The organism is Streptomyces sp. NPDC031426 (assembly GCF_055581585.1).
The window spans coordinates 45,047-67,473 of sequence record NZ_JBVIJE010000022.1; the positions used below are offsets into that span (position 1 = coordinate 45,047).

A 22,427-nucleotide genomic window follows, 5' to 3' on the forward strand; every position below is an offset into this window, starting at 1 on the left:
GCCACGTCAACGCCACCGTGTGACCATGACGAACGGAATTCACCGGCCCGCCTGGGTCCCCCTCCGTGGGCACCGGCTGCGCGTGGCCGGCGTGCACTTCGACGCCGTGCGGATCGAGGGGAGATGGGGCGAGGCCGTCGCCGACTGTCTGATCGAGCGGGGCGATGGCGACGCGGGGCCCGTCGTGTGCGCGGGCGGCAGCGGGACGCGGTGGGTGTACTTCCTGCTGGCGCCCGGCGTCGTACACCGCTACGACTGGCCGCTCGGCGTGCAGTACTTCGGGCGGCGCGCCGAGCGGGCCGTCACGTACGTCGGCGTTCCGGCGCTGGACGGCGACACCTGGCCGCTGCGCTGGTACAGCGAGCCGACGCCGACCGCGCCGTATGTCGACGCGGCGGCGCTGCTCGCGGTCACTTCGCCGACCGCAACCCCAGTTGTCCGCCGATCTCCTCGGCCATGACCCGGCCCGCCTCGAACTCCAGGGTCTCGTCGCCCATCGTGGCCTGGTCGGTGTCGAGGCCGTCCAGTTCCTCCAAGGGCTGGTTGAGGCGGACGTGGATGAGGACCGACTGCAGGGCGCGCAGGACGGCGGAGGACGTGGGGCCCCAGTTGGAGAAGTAGGAGAACTGCCACCACCACAGGGCCTCCGTGGTGCGACCCGCGCGGTAGTGGGCCATGCCGTGGCGGAGGTCGGTGATGACGTCGGCGAGGTCGTCGGAGATCCGGGCCGGCACCGGGGCCTTGCGGGGCTCGTACGGGTCGAAGACCTCGGAGTAGACGTCGACCGGCTCCAGGAGGCGGGCCAGGTTCTCGCGGAGGCCGTCCACGTCCGGGTCCGGGCCCGTGTCCGGCTCGTAGCGCTCGTCGGGCACGATGTCCTCGTGGGCGCCCAGGCGGCCGCCGGCCAGCAGCAGCTGGGAGACCTCCAGGAGGAGGAAGGGCACGGTCGAGCCGGGCTCGTCGCCCCTCGCCACCTCCGTGACGGCCACCAGGAAGCTCTCGATCTGGTCCGCGATCTGGACCGCGAAGTCGTCCGGGTCCCGACCGGTCGCGTGCAGTGTGGCGTCAGACATCTAGGAGTCGTCTCCCCTCGAAGGCGCGGCCGAGGGTGACCTCGTCCGCGTATTCCAGGTCGCCACCCACCGGGAGGCCGCTGGCCAGGCGGGTGACCTTCAGGCCCATGGGCTTGATCATGCGGGCGAGGTAGGTGGCCGTGGCCTCGCCCTCCAGATTGGGGTCCGTCGCAAGGATCAGCTCCGTGACCGTCCCGTCGGCCAACCGCGCGAGAAGTTCTCGTATACGCAGGTCGTCTGGACCGACACCCTCGATCGGGCTGATGGCGCCGCCTAGCACGTGGTAGCGGCCGCGGAACTCACGGGTGCGCTCGATGGCGACGACGTCCTTGGGCTCCTCCACCACACAGATGACGGAGAGATCCCGACGCGGGTCGCGGCAGATGTTGCACAGCTCCTCCTGTGCCACATTGCCGCAGGTCGCGCAGAAGCGGACCTTCGCCTTGACCTCCAGGAGCGCCTGCGCGAGCCGCTTCACGTCCGCCGGCTCGGCCTGCAGGATGTGGAAGGCGATCCGCTGCGCGCTCTTGGGACCGACGCCGGGCAGCCGCCCCAACTCGTCGATGAGGTCCTGGACCACGCCTTCGTACACCGGACTGCCCTTCCTTAAGACCTTTCGGTACGTACCGTAGTTGGCCCGGCCTCAGAAAGGCAGACCGGGGATGCCCGTGCCGCCGCCGAGGCCCTGGGCCAGCGGGCCGAGCTTCTGCTGCTGCAGCGTCTGCGCGTTCTCGTTGGCCGCCTGTACGGCCGCCACGATCAGGTCGGCGAGGGTCTCGGTGTCCTCAGGGTCGACCGCCTTCGGGTCGATCTTCAGCGCGCGCAGCTCTCCGGCACCGGTCACGGTGGCCCTCACCAGACCGCCGCCCGCCTGGCCGTCGACCTCCGTGTTCGCCAGTTCCTCCTGCGCCCGCTGGAGATCCTGCTGCATCTTCTGGGCCTGCTGGAGCAACTGCTGCATGTTGGGCTGGCCACCACCGGGGATCACGATCAGCTCCTCTACGTTCTTCTCCTTGAGCATGAGCCTACGTGGTCCACGCCCGCGTCGCCCCGCCACTCTTTCGAGTGAGAAGCGCGACGGCCCTATACCTGATCAAGACCCTCTTCTGGGCGGAAAAGCCGGGAAAGCTGCTTCTTCGCCACCCATTGGGCGGTAGGAAGGGTGCCGCGCGTCGGCATGGAATGCGGCATTGGGACGTCACGCGATGTGACGGGGCCGCGACAGGTGATCGAAGATCAGTAGGGAGTGCCGGGTGGGTCAGCCGGAGATGCAGCCCGAGGGTCCGCCTCAGGACGGGCGGGGCGAGGGCGCGGCCGGGCTGCGGCCGGGCGATCTGACCGGGCGGGCCTTCCCGCTCGGGGACTGGGGCGAGCCCGCCGAGCGGCTCGACGAGCTCTACCAGTGGGTGGAGCGCGGGGCACTGCAGACGGTGTCCTGGTATCTGCGGGACCGGGTCTGGAAGCGGCGCGGTGCCCGGATCCTGCGCTCGGGTGCGGCGGCGGGCGCGGTGGCCGGGGCGGCGCTCCCCCTGCTGGACCTCACCGGGACGGCCCACGGGGTCGCGCCCTGGGGCTGCCTGGCGCTCCTGCTCGGGGTCGCCTGCGTCGGCATCGACCGGTTCTTCGGCGTGACGTCCGGCTGGATAAGGGACGTGGCCACCGCGCAGGCCGTGCAGCGGCGGCTACAGGCGTTGCAGTTCGACTGGGCCTCCGAGAGCATCCGGGAGGTGCTGGGCCCGGCGGAGGGCACGGCGAGCGAGGCGGCCGAGCGCTGCCTGGGGGTCCTGCGGCGTTTCGCGGAGGACGTCACGGAGCTGGTCCGCACGGAGACGACCGACTGGATGGTCGAGTTCCGCACCGGTTCCGCACCGCTGGGCATGCAGGCGGCGGTCGCGTATGTGCCACGGCAGGAGGCCGGCGGGCCGCTGGGCCGCTTGCCGATGCCGCCCGCGAACGGCACCCGCCCGAACATGCCACGCCAGCGCCCACCGGAGCCGCGCTGAGCGCTCCTCACTGCTTGGTGTACGTCAGGCTCTCCCCGCCGCCCACCTGGGACCGCTTCAGCCTGCCGTCCGACAGCAGGGTGACCTCGGTGGCATTGCCCGGAGTGCAGGAGGAGGCGGGCTCACCACTGGTGACGTTGGACGGCCCGATCTCCAACGACCCGTCAGCACCGGGCTGTTGGGCGAGCTTGGCGTCGAAGACGCAGTGGTACGAGCCACCGCCGGTCGTCGGCCCGTCCGCGACCAGCGTCAGCACGCTGTCGCCCACCGCGCCCTGCCGGATGGTCAGTTGGCGGGTGCCGCTCCCGTTGGCGTTGTCGATGGTCGTCTCCCAGGTGCCCAGATAGCCGGCCGGAACCACCCCGTCCGAGGAGGCGGAGGCGGAGGCGGACGGCGTGGGCCCGGCCGTGCTGGGCGACCCCGTGGTGCCGGAACTGCTGACCGTGGGCCTCGGGCTCACGACCCCTCCCCCCTTGTCGTCCCCACCGCTCTTCCTCATCAGCGCGTACACCGAGCCACCCGCGCCCAGCGCCACCACCAGCGCGACCACGACGAGCAGCGCGGTCGACCGCCCACCGCGCCGCTCCCGCTCCGGCACCCCGCCGGCGGGCGGCGGCCCGTACGGCGGCGTCCCGCCCCACGAGCCATACGGCTGAGGCTGAGGCTGCGGATGCTGTTGGGGATACCCGTACGCCCCCGGTGCGGCCCCGAACCCCGGTGCCGCCCCGAACCCCGGTGCCGCCCCGAACCCCGGCGTGCCCCCCGGCGGCGGCGTCTGCCCCACCACAACGGTGGGCAGACGACTCACACCACCCCCGCCCCCAGGCTCCCCGACCGCCTCCGCTCCGCTCCCGTCGTCGGCAGCGGCAGCATGCTCAGGCGAACCACCCCCACCGGCACCACCCGCACCCGCTGACGGCAAGTCCGCCCCACCAGGGCCACCCGCACCCGACACCGACCCCGCTGCCGCCCCGGGCCCGTCCCCCTCCGGATCCTCGACCTCCAGCAACTGCACGGCATGCCGACCGAGTTGCGCGACCAGCGCCCCCGGCAGCCAGGGATCCCGGGACCGCCCCCCGGTCACGGTGTCCTCCGCCCCCGTCCGCTCCAGAACCGCGTCGAGCGAAGGCCGAGCCGCCGGATCCTTGCGCAAGCAGTCCCGCACCAGGTCCGCGATCCCCTCCGGCACCCCCGCCAGATCCGGCTCCTCCTGAGCGATCCGGAACATCAGCGCGTGCACCCCGCTGTTGGCGGTCCCGAACGGCAGCGCCCCGGTCGCCGCGTACGCCAGCACCGACCCCAGGCAGAAGACGTCGCAGGCCGGCGTGATCCGGTCCCCGCGCACCTGCTCGGGCGCCATAAACCCCGGCGACCCGACCAGCGACCCGGTCCGGGTCAGCCCCTCGCCGCCCAGCGAGGTCGTCTCCAGCGCCCGCGCGATCCCGAAGTCGATGACACGCGGGCCGTCGATCGTGACGAGCACGTTCGAGGGCTTCAGATCGCGGTGCACGATCCCCGCCGCGTGGATGTCCTTCAGCGCGTGTGCGAGCCCCGCCGCGAGGATCCGTACCGACCGCTCGGGCAGCGCCCCGTGATCGTGCCCGACCACCTGTTGCAGGCTCGGCCCGGCCACGTACCCGGTGGCCACCCACGGCACCGCCGCCTCGGTGTCCGCGTCCAGTACGGGCGCGGTCCAGTACCCGCCGACCCGCCGCGCGGCCTGCACCTCCTGCCGGAACCGCGCCCGGAACTCCTCCTGCGCGGCAAGCTCCTCGCGGACCAGTTTCACCGCGACGGTACGGCCCCGGTCCGACCGGGCCAGATACACGTGCCCCATGCCGCCCGCACCCAGCCGCGCCAGCAGCCGATAGCCCCCGATGTGCTGCGGATCCCCCGCCCCCAGCTTGTCCATGGCCGCCCGCCTTCCCCCGATCCGCCCCGTACACCCCATACACGCAACGCATACGACTACGACGCATACGTGTGCGACGGACCGAGAATAGTGCGGCCCTACCGGTGAGTCGCGCGGCCCGCTGTCTACGGTTCCGTAACGGGCCCGGTGCCCCGGGCCCCCGTCCCTTTGACAACCTGTCGCTAAAAGCCCCCGTCCACGGAACAAGACGCCGATAGGCCTTCCGCATCGCGGACATTTACGCTCGCGGGCATGACCCCTCAGCCCAACCCCCAGGCCGGCGCCGCAGTGAAGGCCGCGGACCGCGCGCACGTCTTCCACTCCTGGTCAGCCCAGGACCTCATCGACCCGCTCGCCGTCGCAGGCGCCGAGGGGTCGTACTTCTGGGACTACGACGGCAAGCGGTACCTGGACTTCACCAGCGGGCTCGTCTACACGAACATCGGCTACCAGCACCCGAAGGTCGTCGCGGCCATCCAGGAGCAGGCGGCGAAGCTGACGACCTTCGCACCCGCCTTCGCGATCGAGGCACGCTCGGAGGCGGCCCGGCTGATCGCCGAGCGGACCCCCGGCGACCTGGACAAGATCTTCTTCACCAACGGCGGCGCCGACGCCGTGGAGCACGCGGTGCGCATGGCCCGGCTGCACACCGGCCGCCCCAAGGTGCTCTCGGCGTACCGCTCGTACCACGGCGGCACCCAGCAGGCCATCAACCTCACCGGCGACCCGCGCCGCTGGGCGAGCGACAGCGCCACCAACGGCGTCGTCCACTTCTGGGCGCCGTTCCTCTACCGCTCCCGCTTCTACGCCGAGAACGAGGAGCAGGAGACCGCGCGCGCCCTGGAGCACCTGGAGACCACGATCGCCTTCGAGGGGCCGGGCACGGTCGCGGCGATCATCCTGGAGACCATCCCCGGCACGGCCGGAATCATGGTTCCGCCGCCCGGCTATCTGGCCGGGGTCCGCGAGATCTGCGACCGCCACGGCATCGTCTTCATCCTGGACGAGGTCATGGCCGGCTTCGGACGCACGGGTGAGTGGTTCGCCGCCGATCTCTTCGGTGTCGTACCCGACCTGATGACCTTCGCCAAGGGCGTGAACTCCGGCTATGTCCCGCTGGGCGGTGTCGCCGTCTCGGGCGCGATCGCCGAGACCTTCGGCAAGCGGCCGTACCCGGGCGGTCTCACCTACTCCGGGCACCCACTGGCCTGCGCCGCCGCGGTCGCCACGATCAACGTGATGGCGGAGGAGGGCGTCGTCGAGAACGCGCGGCGCCTCGGCGAGACGGTCCTCGCCCCGGCCCTCGCCGAGCTGGCCGAGCGCCACCCGAGCGTCGGCGAGGTGCGCGGCGTCGGCATGTTCTGGGCGCTGGACCTCGTGAAGAACCGCGAGACCCGCGAGCCGCTGGTGCCGTACAACGCCGCAGGCGAGGCGAACGCCCCGATGGCCGCGTTCACGGCCGCCGCCAAGCAGCACGGCGTGTGGCCGTTCGTGAACATGAACCGCACCCATGTGGTCCCGCCGTGCAATGTCACGGAGGCCGAGCTGAAGGAGGGCCTCGCCGCCCTGGACGCCGCGCTGAGCGTGGCGGACGAGTACACGGCGTAACCGAACCACGCCTGCCCCCGGGGAGGCCCGAACGCGTAAGGTGACGTGCTCGTAAGCAATCTCGTGAGAGATGCGCGAGCACGTCGTCTACGCGTGAGGAGTGACCCCGACCATGCCCGGCAGCGGCGCCGTGACACGCAGCACCCTGCGCCAGCAGATCGCGGACGCGCTCCGTGACGAGGTGCTGGCGGGGCGGCTGCGACCGGGCCGGGCGTTCACGGTCAAGGAGATCGCCGAGCAGTACGGCGTCTCCGCCACCCCCGTGCGCGAGGCGCTGGTCGACCTGTCCGCGCAGGGCATCCTGGAGGCCGACCAGCACCGCGGCTTCCGGGTGCCGGAGTACTCCGTCACCGACTACCGGAACATGATCGAGGCCCGCAGCCTGGTCACCGACGGCATGTTCCAGGCCCTCACCGTCGACCACCCCGCCTTCCGCACCGCGGCCGAGGACCCCCGTACGAAGGCCGCGCTGACCACGGTGCGCCGCCGCGGCGAGGAGGCCGCGCGGGCCGCCGCGGCCGGCGACCTGACGATTCTCATCGGCTACGACCTCCGTTTCTGGCGTGAGCTCAGCGCCCTCTTCGGCAACCCCTACCTCGGCGACTTCCTGCACCGTCTGCGCGTGCAGTCCTGGGTCTGCGCGGTGCAGCACCTGCTCCGCCTGCCCGACCTGCGCGGCCGCCTGTGGTCCGGGCACACGGATCTGGTCGACGCGCTGGCCCGGCGCGAGACCGACACCGCCCGCTCGATCATCGCCGAGTCCAACGCCCACTCGCTGGCGCTGCTGGAACGCCTGACCAACGGGTAAATGACCAGTACCCTTCCCGAACCACCTCCTTGGTGACCCCTTCTGTGTGCGAGGAGCCCTCTTTGGCCTGTGACCTGTGGCTGGTACCGCTCGTGGACGTGTTGTGCCACACGCCCGACAACCCGTTCGCGGAGGAACTCGCGCAGTACAACAACGCCCTGGCGGCGGCCGGCCTCCCGCCGGTGCCGGTGTACCAGTACATGCCGGGCCTGTCCGGCGAGGTCGCACCCGTGGCCGGCTTCGACTACGACGCCCTGCACTTCCTGCGCCGGGCGTACTTGTTGCAGGTCTGCGGCCTGCCGGTGACTCCGGTCGGCGAACTCGGCGGCGACTACGAGCAGTTGCTGGAGATGTTCGAGTCCACGGCCCAGCAGTCCCATCTGGTCTGGCACTACGACCACGCGGGCGCGTACGTCCCGGTGGACTTCCCGCACCCGCTGTCGAACGACGAACTCCTTGCGGGCGGCGGCCCGTTGGGTTCCTCGCAGACCTTGCTTCGCGAGCTGGAGTACGTCGCCGGGTCCATCGGCATCGACCCGGCCAACCCGCCGGCCGCCCCGGCCCCGCCCACGGCCCCCACCGAACTGGAGGAACCGGCCGTCCCGGCGCCGTACGACCCGAGCCCCTTCGCCCGCGAGCGGCATGTGTGGCTGGGCCTGCACGCGGCGGCGACGCGCTCGCTGGCCCAGGGCTCGATGATCGTCTTCAGCTGAGGGTCCGCCTGGCGGACCTGGTGTGATTTCACCCACCTCTTCTTGCCGTGGGGGAAATGCCTGCCTACGTTCGGTGGCATGTCCCCCCACGGCCCCACCTTCGACTTCAGCGTCGACCTGAGCTCGCACGAGATGCTCCGGCGTACCCATGTCATGGCCGCCCTCGGCCCCGGCTGGGACCCCGCGGCGGCGCTCCGCGGCGAGGAGGAGGCGCGTGCGCTGCTGTACTCCGGCCTGGACGCCGAGCAGCAGCGCATCTACGACGAGCTGGTGGCGGCCGGTGTACTCCCGGCGGGGCCCAGTGATGCTGCCGCTTGATCCGCAGGCCGACACAGCTCGGCGTGCCTGGGGGGTGGACTGCCCGAACTGCGACGACCGGGGCGGGTGGCGCTACCTGCTGTCCAACACCGGCAGCCTGCTGCACCTGCAGTGTCCGTCGTGCCACCACATCTGGTCGCACGAGACGTACTTCGGCGCCACCCGCTCCACGCGCTGACGGTCAGAAGACCGGTGTCCCCGCCTGGGTCAGCTTCCAGTTGGTGACGGCGAAGTCGGCCGGGTCGAGGGTCTTCTTCGCGGTCACGTAGTCGATCATCAGCTGACGGATCTCGTTGGTCGAGCTGTAGGCGATGGGCGCCGAGGCGATGTGCGGGTAGCCCGAGCCGCCGTTGGCGCGGTAGTTGTTCACCGCCACGACGAACGTCTGGTCGTCGGCGATCGCCGCGCCGTTGTAGGTGAGGTTCTTGATCCTCGACCCCTCCGGCTGGGCGATGTCGATCTCGTAGTCGACGCCCGCCGCCGTGTCGTACATGTAGTCCCAGAACTTGTTGGCGTTGGTCAGCGTCGCCGTGTCGACCTTCGTGCCCGCCGGGACCTGGTGGTAGTACTTCGCCGCGTACTCCAGGTAGTCCTTGAGCTGGGCGCCGGTCAGCTTCTTGCCGTACAGGGTGTTGTCGTAGATGTAGAGGCCGGCGATGTCCTTGATGGTGACGTTGCCCTGGGGGATGTCGGCCGTGCGGGAGAAGGGGGCGGCGACCGAGATCAGCGGAAGCGCGGCGTCCGCCGCCGACAGGCCCGCCTTCACGCTCTCCATCTGCACCTTGTGGATGAAGTCCATGATCGGCACGTCCTTCCAGCAGGACTCCGTCGCCGAGAGGTCCGCCGTACACGTGCCGACCGCCGTGTTGACGTACTTCACCACCAGCTCGTGGTCGGCCTCCAGGAGCTTCTTGATCTCCGGGTCCTCGTCCACCGTGTTGGGGTTGAGGGTCTGCGCCGTCTTGCTCGTCACCTTCCACTGCCCGTGGTGGAGTTCGAGCTCGAAGTCGAAGACGCTCAGGCGGTAGCCCCAGCAGTACGGCTCCGACAGGAGCACCTCCTCGCCGGTCTCCGCGTTCTTGACCGTGTAGGACGGGACCTCGACGTGGGTGTGGCCGACAAGGATCGCGTCGATGCCGGGGACCTGCTCGGCCACCAGGTTCGACGCGTTCTCCACGTACGGGAGTGCGTCGCCGTAGGACGAGGAGCCGTCCAGGCCCGAGTGGTCCGTCAGGAAGACGACGTCACAGCCCAGCGCGCGCAGCCTCGGCACATACTTCTTCGCCTGCTCCACCAGGCCCGGGAACACCATCTTCCCGCTGACGTTGTCCTTGTCCCACAGCGCGATACCGGGGTTGGTGAGGCCGAGGATGCCGACCTTGATGTCCGGGGCGCCCGGAACGCAGATGCGCTTGACGGTGTACGGATGGAAGGCCGGGCGCAGCGTCTTCGCGTCGAGGGCGTTGGCGCCGAGCAGCGGGAAGTGGCACTGGCTCTCGAACTTGCGCAGCACCTCGATGCCGTAGTTGAACTCGTGGTTGCCGAGGGCGGCGGCGTCGTAGCGCATGTGGTTCATGGCCACGGCCATCGGGTGCCTGGGGCCCTTCTTGCCGTCGGTGCCCGTGATCGGGTCGACGCGCGCGAAGTAGTAGGCCAGGGAGGTGCCCTGGATGATGTCGCCGGCGTCGACGAGGAGGACATGGTCCTCGCCCTTGGCCTCGCGCTGCTGCTTGATGAGGGTGGCCACGCGCGCCACGCCGACGGAGTTGCCCGCCTTGTCGGTGTAGGCGGCGTCCTTGTAGTAGTCCCAGTCGAAGACGTGACTGTGCAGGTCGGTCGTGCCGAGGATGGAGAACGACCAGGTGCGCGGCTTGCGTTCGGGCTTCTGCTCGGCCGCCTGGGCGGGGGCCGCCGCGACGGTACCGGCAGCGGCGACGGCCGCACCGGTGACGGCCGACTTCTTCACGAACTCCCGGCGGTTCATGGGACTGAGGGGCATTCAGGGCTCCTGGTTTGGCTGGAGTTGGCGACAAGCAGCGGCGGTGCAGTGCGGAGGCTACCCGCGTAGATGCTGCTCGCGCCCGCGGTTGCCGGAAAACCAGGGAAAGGTCATGTCCAGGTCAAAGATGGGTCAGTGCGCGCCCTGAGCGAACTCTGGGGAAACAGCCGGTGTCGGACAGGGCCGCGAGCGCCCGCCGATCACGCCCGGAGGCGGACCGGCGGACGCTCCGCCCGGTGCACGAAGTCGCCTACAGGAACGAGTTGATCTCGATCGTCTCGTCCCGGCCCGGGCCCACGCCGATCGCGGAGATCGGGGCGCCGGACATCTCCTCCAGCGCCTTGACGTAGTTCTGGGCGTTCTTCGGGAGGTCGGAGAAGGACTTGGCCTTGCTGATGTCCTCCGACCAGCCCGGGAGCATCTCGTAGACCGGCTTCGCGTGGTGGAAGTCGGTCTGCGAGTACGGCAGCTCCTCGACCCGCTGGCCGTCGATCTCGTACGCCACGCAGACCGGGATCTGCTCCCAGCCGGTGAGCACGTCCAGCTTGGTGAGGAAGAAGTCCGTGAGTCCGTTCACACGGGTCGCGTAGCGGGCGATGACGGCGTCGAACCAGCCACAGCGCCGGTCACGCCCCGTCGTCACACCCCGCTCGCCACCGATGCGGCGCAGCGCCTGGCCGTCCTCGTCGAACAGCTCGGTCGGGAAGGGGCCGGCGCCGACGCGGGTCGTGTAGGCCTTGAGGATGCCGATGACCCGGCTGATCTTCGTCGGGCCCACACCGGCGCCGGTGCAGGCACCGCCGGCGGTCGGGTTGCTGGAGGTCACGAAGGGGTACGTGCCGTGATCGATGTCCAGCAGCGTGCCCTGGCCGCCCTCGAAGAGCACGACCTTGTCCTGCTCCAGCGCCTGGTTGAGGACCAGGACCGTGTCGGCGACGTACGGCTTGATCTGCTCGGCGTAGCCCAGCAGCTCCTCGACCACCTGGTCGGCGGTGATGGCGCGCCGGTTGTACAGCTTGGTGAGGATCTGGTTCTTGACGTCGAGGGCCGCCTCGACCTTCTGGTGCAGGATCGACTCGTCGTAGAGGTCCTGGACCCGGATGCCCACGCGGTTGATCTTGTCCGCGTAGGTCGGCCCGATGCCGCGACCGGTGGTCCCGATCTTGCGCTTTCCGAGGAAGCGCTCCGTGACCTTGTCGACGGTCACGTTGTACGGCGTGATGATGTGCGCGTTACCGCTGATCAGGAGCTTGGACGTGTCGACGCCACGCTCGTTCAGACCGCTCAGCTCGGAGAGCAGGACCGACGGGTCGACGACGACGCCGTTTCCGATGACCGGCGTACAACCGGGAGACAGGATTCCGGAAGGGAGGAGGTGAAGCGCGTACTTCTGGTCACCGACGACGACCGTGTGGCCGGCGTTGTTGCCGCCCTGGTACCGCACTACATAGTCCACCGAGCCACCGAGCAGGTCGGTCGCCTTTCCCTTGCCTTCGTCACCCCACTGAGCACCGAGCAGCACAAGTGCGGGCACGCGCGTACACCCCTTCCGGGTGGGGCATGTCCAAGGTCGGGGGCTTGGGCGTAAGGTTCACCGCCGCGTACCACAGCGACCGTCATTGGTCGCCGACCGTCGGACCGGATGCCCCGGAATAGACGAAGCCCCTGGCGCAATAGCGCAAGGGGCTCTTGCACAAAGATGCTACCCGAGGAAGCGAGGCAGGACCGAGGTGGCGACCTTCGCGACGTCCGAACAGCTGCTGGTGATCATCGATCCGGCGGCACGGCAGACGGACGGGGAGTCCGTGAGGATCGCGAAAGACGTGCTCAGCGCGGGTGCGGCGGCCAAGGTGTGTCTGCCGGACGGGCCGGAGGAATTCGCCCGGGCGCTGGGCCGGCGGGGTTCGAGGCGGCCGGTCGTGGTGGGTGACGGTCACGCTCTGGTACGGGCCGTGACCCTGCTGCACCGGGCGCGGGAGCTGGCCGGATGTGCGCTGTCGGTGGTCCCGGTCGGTGACAGCGGGCTCGCGGAGGCGCTCGGGGTGCCGGGCGGGGCGGTGGCGGCGGCGCGGGCCGTGCTGGACGGGGCCGAGCGGCGGCTGGATCTGCTGGTCGACGACAGCGACGGGGTCGTGCTGAGCGGGCTGGGTATTCCGCCGGGGCCGGTGCGGTCGGCTGCCGCCGAGCCGGTCCCGGTCGGCTCCGGCCGCCCCTGGTACCGCTCGCTGGTCCGCACCATCGCCCCGCGCCCGCCCCGGCTCCCCGCCGTGCCTTCCCCCGGCCCCTCCCGGCTCCGGGTCGAGGTCGACGGCGAGACGGTGGTCGACCTGGGCCAGCCCGTGGAGGCGGTGTCGGTGACACCGGGCACGGGCGGGCTCGCGCGGGTGGAGGTCCGCCCGCTGTCGGTCGGCGCGGAGGCGACCCCGCTGCGGATGTCCGGGCGGACCGTGACGGTCGTCGGCGCGGATTTCCGCTATCGGGCCGACTCGGGGGTGACGGGTCCGGTACGGCGACGGACGTGGCGGGTGGCGGAGGGGGCTTGGGGGTTGGTACTGCCGTCAGCTTGAGGCGGGGGCTTCGAAGCCGGTGGTGTCGAGGGTGCAGTCGAAGGGGGCGGGGATGTGCAGCTTCTCGCCGAAGGGCCTCGTCTCACGCGACTCGTAGCCCTTGGGCGACGGGTCCCAGAACACAGTGGCCCGCTCCTCCTGCATGTCGAGGAGGAGGTACACCGGAACACCCGCCCTGCCGTAGACCACGGCCTTGTCCGTCAGGTCGTCGTCGCGCGTGGAGGAGGAGGTCAGCTCGGCAGCCAGGGTCAGGGACTCGCCGTCCAGGCGATTGCCGGTCGTCCTGGTAATGTGCCGCGGCGCCACGTGGATGTCGGGTCCGTAGGCGCGCTCCTCCGCGGGGAAGACGTAGAGGAACGGACTAGTGGTGATGCGGTGCCCGTCGGGGAGGTGCGGCCGGAGCCGATCACAGATCAGCTCCATGACGTCCTCGTAGTACCCCTTCGACCACGGCGACAAGACGATGCTCCCCCTGATGACCTCGGCTTTGAAGCCGAGAACGTCCAACTCGTCGAGGGCGTCGAGAAGCGCCCCGAAACTGCTGGGCTCGCTGCCGCTTATCGTCGGTCGCTCTGTCATCAGCGTCATGATGCGCCCTTACCCCCGGATGCAAACCAGTCACCACACAGAGCAGCCGAACGAACACGGGGCCGACACGGACTCTGCACCAATGGCCGCCCTAATGGTCTGGTGACAAATATTTAACCGCGTCGACCCCTTCCCGCGCCCCTCCCCCATGCACCATCCTGCTCCATCAGGACCCACCAGGACCCAGGGACCCGACACGGAAGGGGCCACCCGATGGCAGTGGACGAGGGCGTTGCCCCGGCGGCGGGCACGGCGGACGAGGAAACGGTTCATCGGCTGAAACCCAACGCAGTAGGGCTGCTCGGGGTGGTGTTCATGGCCGTCGCCACCGCCGCGCCGATCACCGCGATGACCGGCAACGTGCCCTTCATGGTGTCGTCCGGCAACGGCATCGGGGCACCCGCGAGCTATCTCGTGGCAATGGTCGTCCTGGCAATCTTTTCCGTGGGTTTCACGTCGATGGCGAAGCACATCACGTCGACCGGCGCCTTCTACGGGTTCATCTCCTACGGCCTCGGACGGACCGCCGGTCTCGCCTCCGGGCTGCTCGCGACCTTCGCGTACGTCGTCTTCGAACCGGCGCTGATCGGGATCTTCTCCACCTTCGCGACCACGACGTTGAAGGACCAGACGGGCGTGCACCTGCCCTGGTGGGCCTTCGCGATCCTGATGCTCGCGATCAACGCGACCGGCACCTGGTTCGGGGTCAGCGTCGCCGAGAAGCTCCTGGTGGTGCTGCTGGCGACCGAGGTGACCGTGCTGGCGGCGATGGCGGTGTCCGTGGCCTTCCACGGGGGCGGACCGCACGGGTTCAGCCTCGCGCCGGTCGACCCGGTCAACGCCTTCAAGGGCACGTCCGCCGGGCTCGGGCTGTTCTTCGCCTTCTGGTCCTGGGTCGGCTTCGAGTCCACCGCGATGTACGGCGAGGAGTCCCGCGACCCGAAGAAGATCATCCCGAAGGCCACGATGATCAGCGTCCTGGGCGTCGGGGTCTTCTACGTCCTCGTCTCCTGGATGGCCATCACGGGCAACGGCGAGGCCGAGGCCGTGAAGGCAGCCTCCTCCGCCAACCCGCTCGCCCTGTTCTTCAACCCCACCGAGCGCTACGTCGGCCACTGGGCCGTCGACGTCATGCAGTGGCTGATGATCACCGGCTCGCTGGCCTGCGGCATGGCCTTCCACAACTGCGCCGCCCGCTATCTGTACGCCCTCGGGCGGGAGGGCGTCCTGCCCTCACTGAAGAACACCGTCGGCCGCACCCACCCCCGGCACGGCTCCCCGCACATCGCGGGCCTGGTGCAGACGGTGGTGAGCGCCGTACTGATCGCCGCGTTCTGGATCGCCGGCAAGGACCCGTACAACGCGCTCTACGTCCTGCTGGCCATCCTCGGCACGATGGCCATCCTGGTGGTCCAGGCCGTGTGCTCCTTCGCGGTGCTCGTCTACTTCCGCAAGCACCACCCCGAGAGCCGCCACTGGTTCCGCACCTTCACCGCCCCGCTCATCGGCGGCATCGCGATGCTCGGCGTGGTCGTCCTGCTGGTGTCCAACATGGGGGTCGCGGCGGGCGCGGAGTCCGGCTCCCTGCTGCTGAAGGCGACGCCGTGGCTGGTGGCGCTGGTCGCGGCGACGGGGGTGGGCTATGCCCAGTACCTGAAGCGGCGGTCGCCCGAGCGGTACGCACTGCTGGGGCGGACGGTGCTGGAGGAGACCAAGGAGCGCTGAGAAGGCTCAGCGGCCGTACTTCCGCTCCCGGTACACCCGCCAGCGTTCCATCATCTCCGCCACGTCCCGCTCCACGAACTCGAAGAAGTCCAGCGTCTCGGCCAACCGGCGTCCCGCGGGGGTGTCGGCCCCGAGGCTCGACACCCCTTCCCGCAGGGCGTCCTCCCAGCGCTTGATGATCGCCTCGCGGTTGGTGAGCGCCTGGTACCACTGGTCGCTGTGCACCCGGTACCGCTCCCGGCGCGAGCCGGGCTCGCGTTCGCGGGAGACCAGGTGGACCTGGGCGAGATAGCGGACCGCGCCGGAGACGGCCGCCGGGCTGATCCGGAGCTGCTCGCCCAGCTCGGCGGAGGTCAGGGTGCCGTCGTCGGAGGCGAGCAGCGCGCCGAACACCCGCGACGGCATGCGCGGCATGCCCGCCTCGACCAGCTGTGCCGCGAAGTGCTCCACGAACCGCGAGACCGACTCCGGGTCCCGCTCCGGCGTTCCTGTCCTCGACTCCGTCATGCCCTCACCCTAACCGGTGTTCACGCGCTTCCTTAACTTCACAAATTTCTGAAAGAAGCGTACGTTCGGAAACCATGACGAAGGCAATCACGGTCTCCGGGCTCCACAAGTCCTTCGGCCGTACGCACGCGCTGGACGGCCTCGACCTGGACGTCGAGGCCGGTGAGGTGCACGGTTTCCTCGGCCCCAACGGCGCTGGCAAGTCGACCGCGATCCGGGTGCTGCTCGGGCTGCTGCGCGCCGACGCGGGCGCCGCACAGGTGCTGGGCCGCGACCCGTGGCGGGACGCGGTGGAGGTGCACCGCAGGATCGCCTATGTGCCCGGTGATGTGACCCTGTGGCGCAACCTCTCCGGCGGCGAGGTCATCGACCTCTACGGCCGCCTGCGCGGAGGGCTGGACCAGCGGCGGCGCGCCGAGCTGATCGACCGCTTCGAGCTGGACCCGACCAAGAAGGGCCGCACCTACTCCAAGGGCAACCGGCAGAAGGTCGCCCTGGTCGCCGCCTTCGCCTCGGACGTGGACCTGCTGATCCTGGACGAGCCGACCTCGGGCCTGGACCCGCTGATGGAGGAGGTCTTCCAGCGCTGTGTGGAGGAGGAGCGGGAGCGCGGCCGTACGGTCCTGCTGTCCTCGCACATCCTCAGCGAAGTCGAGGAGCTCTGCGACCGGGTCAGCATCATCCGCAAGGGGCGGACGGTGGAGAGCGGGTCGCTGGCCGACCTGCGGCATCTGACCCGGACGAGTGTGAGCGCCGAACTCGCCGGGCCGCCCAACGGGCTGGCCCACCTGCCCGGCGTCCACGACCTCGACGTCCAGGGCCACCGGGTCCGGCTCCAGGTCGACACCGACCGACTGGACGCCGTACTGCGCTCGTTGACCGCCTCCGGCGTGCGCTCGCTGACCTCGACGCCGCCGACCCTGGAGGAGCTGTTCCTGCGGCACTACCAGGACGAGCCGGACGAGGTGACGGCATGACGCGCCAACTGGCGGGGACGGGAATCCTGCTGAGGTTCGCCCTGCGCCGTGACCGCGTGCTGATCCCGGTCTGGGTCGCGGTGAACGCGCTGATGGTCCTGTCCATGCCGAACACCCTGAAGACCCTGTACGGCACCCCGGCCGCCCGCGCCGACCTGATGCACCAGATGGCGACCAACACCTCCCTGCGCGCCATGGTCGGACCCGTCTTCGACGACTCGTTCGGTGCGCTGACGGCCTGGCGGGTCGGGGTGTACGCGGGCGCCCTCGCCGCCGTGACGAGCCTGCTCGTCGTCGTACGGCACACCCGGGACGAGGAGGAGAGCGGGCGGCAGGAGCTGGTGTCCTCCGGGATGGTGGGGCGCCGGGCCCCGCTCACGTCGGCCCTGCTGACGGCGGCCGTCGCGAACGCGGCTCTGTGCGTCCTGCTCGTGGCGGGGCTGGCCGGGCAGGGCGCCTCGGGTGCGCTGGCCTTCGGGCTCGGGGTGGCGGGCGTGGGCATGGTGTTCGCCACGATGGCGGCGATCGTCGCCCAGCTGACGGAGAGCGCCCGGCTGGCCCGGGGGCTGACGGCGGCCGTGCTGGGCGGGGCGTTCGTGCTGCGCGCGGCGGGCGACTCGGCGTCGGATGGGGGTTCGTCGGTGCTGACCTGGCTGTCCCCGCTGGGCTGGCTGGAGGACCTGCGCGCCTTCGCGGCCGAACGCTGGTGGGTGCTGCTGCTGTTCGCGGCGGCCGTCGCCCTTCAGGGTTTGGTGGCCTACGAGTTGGCCGGGCGCCGGGACATCGGCATGAGCTTCCTGCCGACCCGCCCTGGACCGGCGGCCGGCCGCCTCGGCACGGCGGGCGCGCTCGCCTGGCGCTTGCAGCGCGGCAGCGTGCTCGGCTGGTCGACCGGCTTCTTCCTCGCCGGGGTCGTCTACGGCGGGATGACGGACGGCGCGGCCAGGCTCGTCGGCGACAACGCCAAGGCACGGGAGATCTTCCAGCGCATGGGCGGCCAGTCGGGGCTGACGGACGCGTTCCTCGCCGCGATGGTCGGCATGCTCGGTCTGGTCGCCGCGCTCTACGTCGTCTCCTCCGTGCTGCGGCTGAGCGGCGAGGAGACCTCCGGCCGGGCCGAACCGGTGCTGGCCGCGGCCGTGGGCCGGCTGCGCTGGGCCGCCGGCCATCTGATCATCGCCTTCGGCGGCTCGGCCCTGCTGATGCTCCTGGCCGGCCTGGGCTTCGCCGTCGGCTACGGCAAGCAGATCGGCCCGGTGCTGGGGGCGTGCCTGCTCCAGGTGGCCGCGGTATGGGTGATCGGCGGGGTCGCGGTCCTGCTGTTCGGCGTGCTGCCACGGGGCGCGGTCGCGGCGTGGGGTGTCGCCGGTGCGGTACTGCTGATCGGCTGGATCGGCCCCGCGCTGAACGCACCACGGGCGGTGCTGGACCTGTCCCCGTTCGGGCATCTGCCGAAGCTGCCGGGTGGGGGGATGGAGTGGGGGCCGGTGGGGGTGCTGCTGGGGGTGGCTGCGGTGCTGGTGGGGACGGGGCTGGCCGGATTGCGGCGGCGGGACATGGCCGCCTGAACGTCAGTCGACGTACTGCTTCAGCTTCTCGGTATCGAGCTCGATACCGAGGGGCTGAGGGACCAGCGGCTTGGCGCCGAAGGCCTCCTTGTGGGTGGTGCGATAGCCGACACCCCTGTCCGGATCGCTGAACAGAGTGACCGTGCAGTCGTCCCGGTCGACCAGGAGATAGAACGGGATACCCGCCGCACCATAGGCGACGGGCTTCTCCTGACGGTCACGCCGGTCGGTGTCCGAATCGTAGGAGGTGACCTCAAGGACGAGGAGCGCACCGCTGGGATCGGCCCACTCCCCGTGGCCGGCGAAATGCTCCTCGGGCACGAGGACGGCGTCCGGACGGACCCGGCCCTCGCGGTACTGCTCCACCCTCAGCCCCTGCCCCTGGTACAGATCCAGGTCGGGCCGGGCCTGCATGCACTGCCGCATCAGCCACAGCACGATGGTGTTGTGATCGCCGTCGGGGAACTTCTTGACCCCGATCCGTCCGTTGATGAACTCGAACCTGACGGCGTCGTCGGTCTCCTTGGCCGCGAATTCGGCGATCCTCTCGAACTCCTCCACGGACATCTGGGCCGTCTGCGACGTGCGCTCTGCCATAACCGTCATGGTGCACCCCCTGTCGGGTCAGGGCCAGTGTGGCGAGCCGTCGGCGAGCACGGACCAGGTCGCCTCTGCGATCAGCCGAACGGGTGATCATCTGATCTCGACGCTCAGCCCTTCCAGCCCCCGGATCACGAAGTTCGGCTTGCGCCGCGGCTCCGCCGCCAGAGTCAGCGTGGGGGCCTGCCGGAGGAGGGCCGTCATCGAGGCGGCCAGTTCGATGCGGGCCAGTGGGGCGCCGATGCAGTAGTGGATGCCGGCGCTGAAGGAGATGTGCGGGTTGTCGGTGCGGGTCAGGTCCAGGCGGTCGGGGTCGCTGAAGACGGCCGGGTCGTGGTTGGCGGAGCCGAAGAGCATGGCGATCTCCGAGCCCCTCGGGATCACCGTGCCGTCGATCTCGATGTCGTCCAGCACCCAGCGCTCGAAGAGCTGGAGCGGGGTGTCGTAGCGCATCAGCTCCTCGATCGCGGACGGGATCAGGGAGCGATCCGCGCGCAGGGCGGCCAGCTGGCCGGGGTTGCGGAACAGCGCCCACCAGCCGTTCACGGTGGCGTTGACCGTGGCCTCGTGACCGGCGTTGAGCAGCAGGACCGCCGTGGAGATCATCTCCTGCTCGGTCAGCCGGTCGTCGTCCTCGTCGTGGGCCGCGATCAGGCCGGAGACCAGATCCTCGCCCGGCTCCTTGCGGCGGGCCGCGATCAGCAACCGCAGATACTCCGAGAACTCCACCGAGGCCCGGACCGCCCTCGCCGCGGTCTCCTCCGACGGGTTCAGCTCGTACATCCCGCAGATGGCCGCCGACCAGGGGCGGAGCTGGGCGCGGTCCGCCTCGGGGATGCCCAGCATCTCCGCGATCACCGCCACCGGCAGCGGCTCGGCCACGTCGGTCAGCAGATCACCGCCGCCGTTGTGGACCAGCGCCGCCACCAGGTCGTTCGCCAGGCCGTGCACATACGGCTTCAGCCGCTCCACCGTGCGCGGTGTGAACGCCTTCGACACCAGGCGCCGGATCCGGGTGTGGTCCGGCGGCTCCAGGTCGAGCATGCCGTGGTCGTTGAGGGTGTGGAACGGCTCGTGCTCCGGCGCTGGCGGGGTCCGCCCGAACTCCTCGTGCGAGAACCGGTGCTGATACGTCCGCCCCAGCCGGCGGTCCCGCAGCAGCGCCGAGACATCCGCGTGGTGCGGGACCAGCCACTGGTCGGTCGGCTCGTACCGGATCACCCGGCCGCGTGCGCGCAGCTCGGCGTAGGCCGGATACGGGTCGGCGAGAAACGCCGGGTCCCAGGGATCGAAGCCGAGGTCGTCAGGGCCTGCCATGCGGGGACGCTAACCCGCCGGGCCGAGGTCTGACCAGGGGGCTCCCTGCACGGCCCCTCGCTGGGCCGTCACGTCCGCTCGCCGCGTACGCCCCGGTGCCTCTCCGTCAGCCCGGTGTCACCAGCCGCGCCTCGTAGGCGAACACCGCAGCCTGGGTGCGGTCTCTGAGGCCGAGTTTGACCAGGATGCGGCTCACATGGGTCTTGATCGTCGACTCCGCCACCACCAGGCGCTCGGCGATCTCCACGTTGGACAGGCCCTGGGCGATCAGGATCAGGACCTCCGTCTCGCGTTCGGTGAGGTCGCCGTAGGCCGCGTGGGCCGACGGGGCCAGGCGCGGGGAGTCCGAGAGGCGGGAGAACTCCGTGAGCAGTCGCTTGGTGACCGAGGGAGCCAGGAGGGCCTCGCCCGCAGCCACCACCCGCACTCCGTCGGCCAGTTGGCGGGCGGAGGCGTCCTTCAGGAGGAAGCCGGAGGCTCCCGCGCGCAGGGCCTGGTACACATACTCGTCCAGGTCGAAGGTCGTCAGGACCAGCACCTTCGCCGCCGCGTCCGCCGCCACGATCTCCCGGGTGGCCTCGATGCCGTTCAGCTCCGGCATGCGGATGTCCATCAGGACGACGTCCGGGGCGAGTTCGCGGACCCGGTCCACCGCCTCCCTTCCGTTGACGGCCTCGCCGACGACCTCGATGTCCGGCATCGCGTTCAGCAGGACGGAGAAGCCCTCGCGGACCATCATCTGGTCGTCCGCGATCAGTACGCGGATGGTCATGCGTCCCCTTCGCTCACGACGGCCGCCGGCACCGGCAGGAACACCGTCACCTCATAGCCCCCGTCCGGCGACGGGCCCGTCGTCATCTCGCCGTTCAGCATCGACACACGCTCCCGCATGCCCGTGATGCCGTGCCCCGCGCCCGGAGAGGGTTTCACGAGGTGTGGCACGGGCGGCGGGGCGTTGACTATGCGCAGGCCCAGGCCGCCGAGGACATAGCCGATCTCCACGCGGGCGCTCGCTCCCGGCGCGTGCCGCAGGGTGTTGCTGAGGGCCTCCTGGACGATCCGGTACGCCGACAGCTCCACGCCCTGCGGCAGTTCCCGCACCGCTCCGGTCACCGCCTTCTCCACCGTCAGGCCGGCCTCCCGCACATTGGCGAGCAGCCCGTCGAGGTCGGCCAGGGTGGGCTGGGGGGCGTCCGGCGCCTCGTAGTCCTCCGCGCGCACGACCCCGAGGACCCGGCGCAGCTCGGTCAGGGCCGCCACCGCGTTCTCCCGGATGGTGGCGAACGCCTTCTCCAGCTCCTCCGGCGGGTTCTCCACCCGGTAGGGCGCGGCCTCCGCCTGGATGGCGACCACCGACATGTGGTGGGCGACCACGTCGTGCAGCTCACGGGCGATCGTCGTGCGCTCCTCCAGCAGGGTGCGGCGGGAGCGCTCGTGCTCGGTCACCGTCTGCTGGGCGGTCACCTCCTGCTGGGCCTGGCGGCGGATGTGCCGGACCGAGACGGCCAGCAGGAGCAGGGCCGACACCAGCAGCATCGGGGTGACATTGGTGTCGTAGCGGTGCCAGCCGAAGAGGCCTCCTGTGACGAAGCCGTAGACCGCGGTCATCACCCACATCGAGGCCGCGGTGCGCGGGCGGGTGCGCAGCGCGACGACCGTGAGCACCACCAGGTGGGACAGGAAACTGCCCGGCAGCCAGGGCCAGTCGCTGAACTCACTCCGGCCGATCACGGCGGCGACCATGCTCGCGCCCAGCGAGAACCAGAACGCCCCCACCGGACGCGCCAGCGTCAGCAGCACCGGCCCCAGCGCCAGCAGCCCGCACAGCAGGGCGGCCGGCCCGGACTCGAAGGAGCCCGCCATGCTCAGGGTCATCGCCACCACGCCCAGCGCGGCCACCACCACATGCGGCAGCCAGCCCGCGCCGGACACACGGCGGCTGAGCGCGCCGTCGGCGCTCCGGCGAGGCAGCGGGTCGTAGGCGAAGGCGTCCTGGAACAGGTCCTGCCGCAGCCCTCGCAAAGCGTCCGCGGCCAGCCGGAACTCCGGGCTGCGCGGCCGGCCGGCCGGGCCCGGCGGTGTCGTCTGCGTGTGCGTCGTCTGGGTCACGTACGAAACGGTAGGCGGGCGGCGGGGCACGGTCG

At 70.5% G+C, this 22,427-nt stretch carries 23 protein-coding genes; 11 read left to right on the forward strand and 12 right to left on the reverse strand.

Annotated features, from left to right (window positions below; genetic code table 11):
- The first annotated feature begins 25 nt into the window (after window positions 1–25).
- Window positions 26–460, forward strand: coding sequence for a hypothetical protein (locus ACZ5NH_RS33465; RefSeq protein ID WP_451554034.1), 435 nt, complete (start codon window positions 26–28; stop codon window positions 458–460).
- Here ACZ5NH_RS33465 and ACZ5NH_RS33470 read toward each other — a convergent pair.
- The 3 genes from ACZ5NH_RS33470 to ACZ5NH_RS33480 are packed head-to-tail and all read right to left on the reverse strand — an operon-like array spanning window position 411 to window position 2,061.
- Complete coding sequence (locus tag ACZ5NH_RS33470) at window positions 411–1,073, reverse strand: DUF5063 domain-containing protein (RefSeq protein ID WP_388623460.1); 663 nt, start codon at window positions 1,071–1,073, stop codon at window positions 411–413. The genes ACZ5NH_RS33465 and ACZ5NH_RS33470 overlap by 50 nt on opposite strands.
- Window positions 1,066–1,665 (reverse strand): recombination mediator RecR, encoded by a 600-nt coding sequence (gene recR, locus ACZ5NH_RS33475; RefSeq protein ID WP_468780639.1) that lies wholly within the window; start codon window positions 1,663–1,665, stop codon window positions 1,066–1,068. The genes ACZ5NH_RS33470 and recR overlap by 8 nt, the downstream gene beginning before the upstream one ends.
- A gap of 51 nt (window positions 1,666–1,716) precedes the next feature.
- Window positions 1,717–2,061 carry a YbaB/EbfC family nucleoid-associated protein gene (locus tag ACZ5NH_RS33480; RefSeq protein ID WP_055705749.1) on the reverse strand — a complete coding sequence of 115 codons (345 nt, stop codon included), beginning with the start codon at window positions 2,059–2,061 and terminating at the stop codon, window positions 1,717–1,719.
- 265 nt (window positions 2,062–2,326) lie between these two features.
- On the opposite strand from ACZ5NH_RS33480, the gene ACZ5NH_RS33485 reads away from it, so the two are divergent.
- Window positions 2,327–3,076: an SLATT domain-containing protein gene (locus ACZ5NH_RS33485; RefSeq protein ID WP_388623457.1), complete on the forward strand. Its 750-nt coding sequence runs from the start codon at window positions 2,327–2,329 to the stop codon at window positions 3,074–3,076.
- 7 nt (window positions 3,077–3,083) lie between these two features.
- Here the strand turns inward: ACZ5NH_RS33485 and ACZ5NH_RS33490 are convergent, their stop codons facing one another.
- Complete coding sequence (locus ACZ5NH_RS33490) at window positions 3,084–4,988, reverse strand: serine/threonine-protein kinase (RefSeq protein WP_468780641.1); 1,905 nt, start codon at window positions 4,986–4,988, stop codon at window positions 3,084–3,086.
- A gap of 252 nt (window positions 4,989–5,240) precedes the next feature.
- On the opposite strand from ACZ5NH_RS33490, the gene ACZ5NH_RS33495 reads away from it, so the two are divergent.
- The 5 genes from ACZ5NH_RS33495 (at window position 5,241) to ACZ5NH_RS33515 (ending at window position 8,613) form a co-directional block, all read left to right on the forward strand.
- Window positions 5,241–6,596: an aminotransferase class III-fold pyridoxal phosphate-dependent enzyme gene (locus ACZ5NH_RS33495; RefSeq protein WP_468780643.1), complete on the forward strand. Its 1,356-nt coding sequence runs from the start codon at window positions 5,241–5,243 to the stop codon at window positions 6,594–6,596.
- Window positions 6,597–6,708: 112 nt separating this feature from the next.
- Window positions 6,709–7,404: a GntR family transcriptional regulator gene (locus tag ACZ5NH_RS33500; protein ID WP_468780645.1), complete on the forward strand. Its 696-nt coding sequence runs from the start codon at window positions 6,709–6,711 to the stop codon at window positions 7,402–7,404.
- A 62-nt stretch (window positions 7,405–7,466) separates the two neighbouring features.
- Entirely contained in the window at window positions 7,467–8,117 is a 651-nt protein-coding gene (locus tag ACZ5NH_RS33505) for a hypothetical protein (protein ID WP_388623446.1), read from the forward strand.
- 78 nt (window positions 8,118–8,195) lie between these two features.
- Window positions 8,196–8,435, forward strand: a complete 240-nt coding sequence (locus ACZ5NH_RS33510) for a DUF6400 family protein (RefSeq protein WP_388623443.1) — start codon at window positions 8,196–8,198, stop codon at window positions 8,433–8,435.
- Window positions 8,422–8,613, forward strand: coding sequence for a hypothetical protein (locus ACZ5NH_RS33515; RefSeq protein WP_388623440.1), 192 nt, complete (start codon window positions 8,422–8,424; stop codon window positions 8,611–8,613). Before ACZ5NH_RS33510 ends, ACZ5NH_RS33515 begins: the two co-directional genes overlap by 14 nt.
- A 3-nt stretch (window positions 8,614–8,616) precedes the next feature.
- Here ACZ5NH_RS33515 and ACZ5NH_RS33520 read toward each other — a convergent pair whose 3' ends face one another.
- Both ACZ5NH_RS33520 and ACZ5NH_RS33525 read right to left on the reverse strand, forming a co-directional pair.
- On the reverse strand, window positions 8,617–10,434 hold the full coding sequence (locus ACZ5NH_RS33520; RefSeq protein ID WP_468780648.1) for a bifunctional metallophosphatase/5'-nucleotidase: 1,818 nt from the start codon (window positions 10,432–10,434) through the stop codon (window positions 8,617–8,619).
- 250 nt (window positions 10,435–10,684) lie between these two features.
- Window positions 10,685–11,968: an adenylosuccinate synthase gene (locus ACZ5NH_RS33525; protein WP_468780650.1), complete on the reverse strand. Its 1,284-nt coding sequence runs from the start codon at window positions 11,966–11,968 to the stop codon at window positions 10,685–10,687.
- Between the two features lie 196 nt (window positions 11,969–12,164).
- Here ACZ5NH_RS33525 and ACZ5NH_RS33530 point away from each other — a divergent pair, with 196 nt between their 5' ends.
- On the forward strand, window positions 12,165–13,001 hold the full coding sequence (locus ACZ5NH_RS33530; RefSeq protein WP_468780652.1) for a diacylglycerol kinase family protein: 837 nt from the start codon (window positions 12,165–12,167) through the stop codon (window positions 12,999–13,001).
- On the opposite strand, the gene ACZ5NH_RS33535 is transcribed toward ACZ5NH_RS33530, so the two are convergent.
- Complete coding sequence (locus ACZ5NH_RS33535; protein WP_388623431.1) at window positions 12,993–13,589, reverse strand: Uma2 family endonuclease; 597 nt, start codon at window positions 13,587–13,589, stop codon at window positions 12,993–12,995. The genes ACZ5NH_RS33530 and ACZ5NH_RS33535 overlap by 9 nt on opposite strands.
- Window positions 13,590–13,802: 213 nt before the next feature.
- Here ACZ5NH_RS33535 and ACZ5NH_RS33540 point away from each other — a divergent pair, with 213 nt between their 5' ends.
- Window positions 13,803–15,314 (forward strand): APC family permease, encoded by a 1,512-nt coding sequence (locus ACZ5NH_RS33540; RefSeq protein ID WP_468780655.1) that lies wholly within the window; start codon window positions 13,803–13,805, stop codon window positions 15,312–15,314.
- A 6-nt stretch (window positions 15,315–15,320) separates the two neighbouring features.
- Here ACZ5NH_RS33540 and ACZ5NH_RS33545 read toward each other — a convergent pair whose 3' ends face one another.
- A complete protein-coding gene (locus tag ACZ5NH_RS33545; RefSeq protein ID WP_468780657.1) occupies window positions 15,321–15,821 on the reverse strand; it encodes a GbsR/MarR family transcriptional regulator in 501 nt (166 codons plus the stop codon).
- Window positions 15,822–15,895: 74 nt separating this feature from the next.
- On the opposite strand from ACZ5NH_RS33545, the gene ACZ5NH_RS33550 reads away from it, so the two are divergent.
- On the forward strand, window positions 15,896–16,798 hold the full coding sequence (locus ACZ5NH_RS33550) for an ABC transporter ATP-binding protein (RefSeq protein ID WP_451555096.1): 903 nt from the start codon (window positions 15,896–15,898) through the stop codon (window positions 16,796–16,798).
- Complete coding sequence (locus tag ACZ5NH_RS33555) at window positions 16,795–18,366, forward strand: ABC transporter permease (RefSeq protein ID WP_468780660.1); 1,572 nt, start codon at window positions 16,795–16,797, stop codon at window positions 18,364–18,366. The genes ACZ5NH_RS33550 and ACZ5NH_RS33555 overlap by 4 nt, the downstream gene beginning before the upstream one ends.
- A gap of 3 nt (window positions 18,367–18,369) precedes the next feature.
- Here the strand turns inward: ACZ5NH_RS33555 and ACZ5NH_RS33560 are convergent, their stop codons facing one another.
- The 4 genes from ACZ5NH_RS33560 to ACZ5NH_RS33575 all read right to left on the reverse strand — a co-directional run bounded on the left by ACZ5NH_RS33560 (window position 18,370) and on the right by ACZ5NH_RS33575 (window position 22,392).
- Complete coding sequence (locus tag ACZ5NH_RS33560; protein ID WP_468780662.1) at window positions 18,370–18,972, reverse strand: Uma2 family endonuclease; 603 nt, start codon at window positions 18,970–18,972, stop codon at window positions 18,370–18,372.
- An 87-nt stretch (window positions 18,973–19,059) separates the two neighbouring features.
- Window positions 19,060–20,283 (reverse strand): cytochrome P450, encoded by a 1,224-nt coding sequence (locus tag ACZ5NH_RS33565; RefSeq protein ID WP_468780663.1) that lies wholly within the window; start codon window positions 20,281–20,283, stop codon window positions 19,060–19,062.
- 106 nt (window positions 20,284–20,389) lie between these two features.
- A complete protein-coding gene (locus ACZ5NH_RS33570; protein WP_468780665.1) occupies window positions 20,390–21,055 on the reverse strand; it encodes a response regulator in 666 nt (221 codons plus the stop codon).
- On the reverse strand, window positions 21,052–22,392 hold the full coding sequence (locus ACZ5NH_RS33575; protein ID WP_388623412.1) for a sensor histidine kinase: 1,341 nt from the start codon (window positions 22,390–22,392) through the stop codon (window positions 21,052–21,054). Before ACZ5NH_RS33575 ends, ACZ5NH_RS33570 begins: the two co-directional genes overlap by 4 nt.
- Window positions 22,393–22,427 lie beyond the last annotated feature (35 nt).